General features: G+C 62.9%; 4 protein-coding genes and 1 pseudogene. 4 read left to right on the top strand and 1 reads right to left on the bottom strand.

Annotation, left to right across the window (positions count from 1 at the left end; all coding sequences use genetic code 11):
• The coding region (locus tag EOA86_RS21095; protein WP_164891878.1) for a histone deacetylase family protein at positions 1-756 on the bottom strand (756 nt) is incomplete at its 3' end.
• 168 nt (positions 757-924) lie between these two features.
• Here EOA86_RS21095 and EOA86_RS21090 point away from each other — a divergent pair.
• From EOA86_RS21090 to EOA86_RS21075, 4 genes and pseudogenes are all read left to right on the top strand, one after another.
• On the top strand, positions 925-2,592 hold the full coding sequence (locus EOA86_RS21090) for an amidohydrolase (RefSeq protein WP_128343408.1): 1,668 nt from the start codon (positions 925-927) through the stop codon (positions 2,590-2,592).
• A 126-nt stretch (positions 2,593-2,718) separates the two neighbouring features.
• Positions 2,719-3,813 carry an ABC transporter ATP-binding protein gene (locus EOA86_RS21085; protein ID WP_127210980.1) on the top strand — a complete coding sequence of 365 codons (1,095 nt, stop codon included), beginning with the start codon at positions 2,719-2,721 and terminating at the stop codon, positions 3,811-3,813.
• Positions 3,813-4,736 (top strand): ABC transporter permease, encoded by a 924-nt coding sequence (locus EOA86_RS21080; protein ID WP_128343406.1) that lies wholly within the window; start codon positions 3,813-3,815, stop codon positions 4,734-4,736. The genes EOA86_RS21085 and EOA86_RS21080 overlap by 1 nt, the downstream gene beginning before the upstream one ends.
• A pseudogene (locus tag EOA86_RS21075) lies at positions 4,729-5,195 on the top strand (spermidine/putrescine ABC transporter permease PotC); the annotation flags it as partial. The gene EOA86_RS21080 and the pseudogene EOA86_RS21075, both read left to right, overlap by 8 nt.

Raw genomic sequence — 5,195 nt, 5'->3', positions numbered from 1 at the left:
GACAGGCATGGGGTAGTTGACATTGAAGCCTTCGCCGGGCCCTGAGCCGCGCTCGTCGGCATGGCCAAGGAAAAACGGATATTCGGTCATCGGGTTGCCATGCAGGTTCAGCACCTGCACGTCGCCGCGGCCGTAGAAGATCTCCTGCGTGCCGTTGCCGTGATGGTAGTCGACATCGAGGATCGAGACGCGCTTGGCGCCCTGGTCGCGGAACCATTGCGCGGCAACCGCGGCGTTGTTGATGTAGCAATAGCCGCCCATGAAGGCAGCACCGGCATGATGGCCGGGCGGGCGGCAGAGCGCGAAGGCTGATATCTCGCCGTCCTTGACCAGGGCGCCCGCAGTCAGCGCCACGTCATAGGACGACTTGATCGCCTCCCAGGTGCCTTTGACGAAGGTGGCGCCGCCGTCGAAGGAGTAAAAGCCAAGCAGCGCATCGATGGTGCTGGGGCGTACATCGCCGCGCAAGCCGCGCGTCGGCCAGGTGAAGGGGATGGCCGAACCTGTCCGGCCCGACGCTTCCCAGAGCGGCCATATGGTCGGCAGGAAATCGATGTAGTCGCTGGTGTGCACTCTCCTGGCGGCGGCGAGGTCGTGGGTCTCGGGTGGCAGGATCGGGCCGAGCTTTTCGCTCTCCACCCTCGCCTTGATAAACTCGGCGCGCGAGGGCTTCTCGAAGGCCGGCACGATGGCGCCTGAAATGAGTTCGAAATTGCCGGCATGGCCGGCGTGGAGAGGGGAGAAAACAGTCTTCATTTTGGCGGCCGGTTCGCTCTTCGAGTTGCGTATCTGTCGTTGAGGGACTGCTTTGTGGCAGAGAGTTTCAGCGCCGCCAAGAGCATTCCGGACCGCTGTTGCGAGTGGCAGCGGACGGCTTGCCAGGCGCCAATACTCTGCTAGCCTAAGCTCAAACGGGAGAAAATTATGCCGCTATCGGCCGATCTGATCGTCGAGAACGCCAGTATATTGACGATGGATCCCGATACTCCCCGCGCCGAAGCCATAGCTATCAGGGACGGCGAAATCATTGCGATCGCAGATCGCGCGACCGTACTGGAGCACAAGGGACCCGGCACGCGCGTTATCGACGCCGAGCGCGGCTCGGTCGTCCCCGGCTTCATCGAAGCGCATATGCATCTTTTCGCCGGCGCGGCCGAGCTCGATCACCTCCAGCTGATGGGCATCCACGGTTTCGATGCGCTTTGCGATGCTGTTCGCCATTATGCAGCAAAGCGGCCGGATCTATCCGTCCTGCAGGCGCAAGGCGCCGACTATACCATCCTGTCGGCGACTGAGCGGGTCAGCCGCCATCACCTCGACCGGATCCTGCCGGACCGTCCCTTCGTCATGGCGGCGCCCGACCACCACACAATGTGGGCGAACACCAAGGCGCTGGAATTGGCCGGCCTGCTTAGAGGCAAACGGCTTGGTCCCGGCAATGAGATCGTCATGGGCGACGACGGGCTGGCCAGTGGCGAATTGCGTGAGGGCGAGGCCTTCGGGCCGCTGATCGCGCTGGCCGGCGAGGATCGCGTACGGCTCGGCCTGGCCACCGGCGGCGAGCCGGACCCGAAGCCGACGCCGGCGGAGCAGGCCTCCGACCGGGCGATCATGCGCCGCGGTTTGGAATGGTGTGCCAGGCACGGTATCACGTCGATCCAGAACATGGACGGCAATTTGCACCAGCTCGAACTCCTGTCCGAGATCGAGACCGAAGGCGGCTTGCTGTGCCGCGTGCAGGTGCCGTTCCACTACAAGAACTTCATGACCCTCGACATGCTCGACAAAGCCTCTGATATGGCTGAGCGCTACAATGGCGAATGGCTGTCGTCGGGCATGGTCAAGGTGTTCTACGACGGCGTGCTCGATTCATGGACTGCGGTGATGGTCGAGCCCTATGCGGACCGTCCGGATTGGGTTGGCGAGCCGCTGTTCACGCCGCAGCAATTCATCGACCTTGCAGTGGCCGTCGACAGGCGCGGGCTGCAGATGGCGGTGCACTCGATTGGCGACGGCGCCGTGCGCGCCGTGCTCGACGGCTACGAGGCAGCGCAAAAGGCGAATGGCAGGCGCGACAGCCGGCATCGCGTCGAGCATATCGAGGTGGTCACCGCCGCCGACGTACCGCGTTTCGCAAAGCTTGGAGTCATTGCCTCGATGCAGCCACCGCATCCGCCGGGCAGCATGGGCGTGCCGCTGGAACCAACGGTGTCGCGCATCGGGCCTGCCCGCTGGCCTCTGAGCTATGCGTGGCGGACGCTGAAGAATACCGGCGCGCGCGTCGTCTTCGCCTCCGATTGGCCGGTCTCGCCGATCGATCCGATTCTGGGCATTCAGGCGGCAGTGCTGCGCAAACCATGGGCAGACAGCGATCCCGACCAGAGTTTCTCGCTGCATGAATCGCTTGCGGGCTATACAGTGGAAGGCGCCTATGCCGAGTTCATGGAGCATCGCAAGGGCCGCCTGAAGTCAGGCTTTCTGGCTGATCTCGTGGTGCTCTCAGGCGACATCGAGGCGACCGCGCCGGAAGCGCTGCATACGGTGCGGCCGATGACGACGATTTGCGGCGGCAAGGTCACTTATCAGGCCTGACGGTGGCACGGGAATTGCGTTCTGAATCGACATTCAGATGTATGCTTGCCAAGCCATGCGCCGTGTGCTGACAATCGAGTGGGAACTGGATCCGCCCTGAAGAGCGGACACAAGAATGGGGTAATCGTGCCGGAACAACCGGGTAAAAGTGCAATTGAAGTTCGTGGCGTCCGCAAGGTATTCGGTACCGGGGAGTCACAGGTCGCCGCCCTCGACACGGTTTCGGTGTCGATCCGTGAGAATGAGTTCTTCACCCTGCTTGGTCCATCCGGCTGCGGGAAGACAACGCTCCTGCGGCTGATCGCCGGCTTCGATTTCCCGAGCGCCGGCGAGATCCTGCTGCATGGCCAGGACATCGCACCGTTGCCTCCGTTCAAGCGGCCGGTCAACACCGTGTTCCAGAACTATGCGCTGTTCCCCCATATGACGGTGGCCGAGAACATCGGCTTCGGCCTCGAAATGCTCGGCAAGCCCAAAGCCGAAGTGAAGGCGCGGGTTGCCGAGATGCTGAAGCTGGTCAAAATGGAAGCGCTCAGCGGCCGCCGCACCAGCCAGATATCGGGCGGCCAGCAGCAGCGCGTGGCACTGGCGCGGGCGCTGGCGCCGCAGCCGAAGGTGCTGCTGCTCGACGAGCCGCTGTCGGCGCTCGACTTCAAGCTGCGCAAGGACATGCAGATCGAGCTGAAGCGGCTGCAGCACGAGACCGGCATCACCTTCATCTTCGTCACCCACGACCAGGAAGAAGCGCTGACCATGTCGGACCGCATCGCGGTGATGTCGTCGGGCAAGATCCTGCAGGTCGGAACGCCTTGGGATATCTATGACAAGCCGGCGGAGCGCTTCGTCGCCGACTTCATCGGCGAGACCAATTTCCTGACCGCGGCCATATCAGGCATGGCCAACGGCAAGGCACGAGCAACGCTCAAATCCGGCGCGACGATCGACGCGACCGTGGCTGAGGGCTTTCAGCCGAAGGACAATGCCACCGTGGTGGTCAGGCCGGAACATGCCAAGCTGACCAGCGGCAAGGGCGACCTGTCGGGCACGGTCGAAAACATCGTCTATTTCGGGACCGACACGCACATCCATGTTCGCCTGGACAGCAGCGAGGCCTTCACGGTGCGCCAGCAGAACACGCGCAGCGCCGGCTGCGGTTTCGAGCGGGGAGACAAGGTCGGCATTTCGATCGGCAACGACGCCGCACAAGTGCTGAGGGACTGATGGCGAGCGCGGAAGAAGTCGCCAAGGAAGCCGAACGCAGAGATATCCGCGATCGCTGGCTGCTGTCGGCGCCGGCACTGTTCATCATCTTTCTGGCGGCGACCGGCCCGCTGCTGATCGTCGTGATCTATTCGTTCCTGACGCCGGGCCCCTATGGCGACGTGGTGTGGAAATTCTCTACCGACGGCTGGCTGTCGGTGGTGATGCAGCGCGACATGTTCGACGACACGCTGGCCTTCGCCGACGCGCATCTGTCGATCTTCTGGCGTTCGATAAGCCTGTCGTTCTACACCACCGTGCTGACGTTGCTCTTCGGCTTCCCCACAGCCTATTTCATCGCCACGCGACCGCCGAAGACGCGCGAGGTCTGGGTTTTCCTCGTCACCATTCCGTTCTGGACGAATCTCCTGATCCGCACCTTCGCCATGCAGCAGGTGATCCGCAACGAAGGGCTGGTCAACACGGCGTTGATGGCGCTCGGCATCATCAAGCAACCGCTGCAGATCATGAATACCGACGCCGCCATCTTGCTCGGCATGATCTATATCTACCTGCCTCTGATGGTGCTGCCGATCTACGCCTCGATGGAGAAGCTCGACTTCCGGCTGGTCGAGGCCGGATATGACCTCTACGCCGGTCGCTGGCAGGTTCTGCGCCGCATCATCTTCCCGTTGATCAAGCCCGGCGTCATAGCCGGCTCGATACTGGTCTTCATTCCCTCGCTTGGCGCCTATGTCATTCCGCGGGTGCTGGGCGGCGGCAAGAACATGATGCTCGGCAACCTGATCGAACTGCAGTTCGGCGCGGGCCGTAACTGGCCGCTGGGCGCGGCCATCTCAATTACGCTCATGGTGCTGGTGATGATCGCGCTCCTGTTCTACGTGCGCAACGCATCATCCGGGTCGGAGGGCGCCCATGGCTAAGCGTCCGTTCGACATCCAGGCGCAGCCCGGCTTCGGGTTCATGGCGCTTCTGACCTTCTTCGCGCTCTATCTGCCGATCGCGGCGCTCGTCACCTATTCGTTCAACACGGCGGATTCGCTTTCGCGCTGGGATGGCGTCTCACTGCGCTGGTTTATTTCGGCCTGGCACAATTCGGCCGTGCAGGACGCCTCCGTCCGCTCGCTCGTGCTGGCGGTCTCGGCCGCCGCGCTGTCGACGATCGCCGCCACCATGGCTGCGCTGGCCACGACCCGCACGCGGCCCTATCCCGGCCTTACCTTCAAATACGCCTTCATCAACCAGCCGCTGATGGTGCCGGAGATAGTCACCGGCGTCGCGCTCCTGATCGTGTTCTCGCGCATCAAGGTCTGGACCGGTTACTCAGGACTCGGTTACCTGATCGCCGCGCACACCGCCTTCTGCATCCCGTTCGCTTACCT

This window comes from Mesorhizobium sp. M5C.F.Ca.IN.020.32.2.1, assembly GCF_004023105.1.
Taxonomy (GTDB): domain Bacteria; phylum Pseudomonadota; class Alphaproteobacteria; order Rhizobiales; family Rhizobiaceae; genus Mesorhizobium; species Mesorhizobium wenxiniae.
This window is presented reverse-complemented; position numbering and strand designations above follow the sequence as displayed.

Bases quoted from the DNA above. Each gene is read 5' to 3' on its own strand.
- EOA86_RS21090 (WP_128343408.1), top strand. From the start codon at position 925: ATGCCGCTATCGGCCGATCTGATCGTCGAGAACGCCAGTATATTGACG.
- EOA86_RS21080 (WP_128343406.1), top strand. From the start codon at position 3,813: ATGGCGAGCGCGGAAGAAGTCGCCAAGGAAGCCGAACGCAGAGATATC.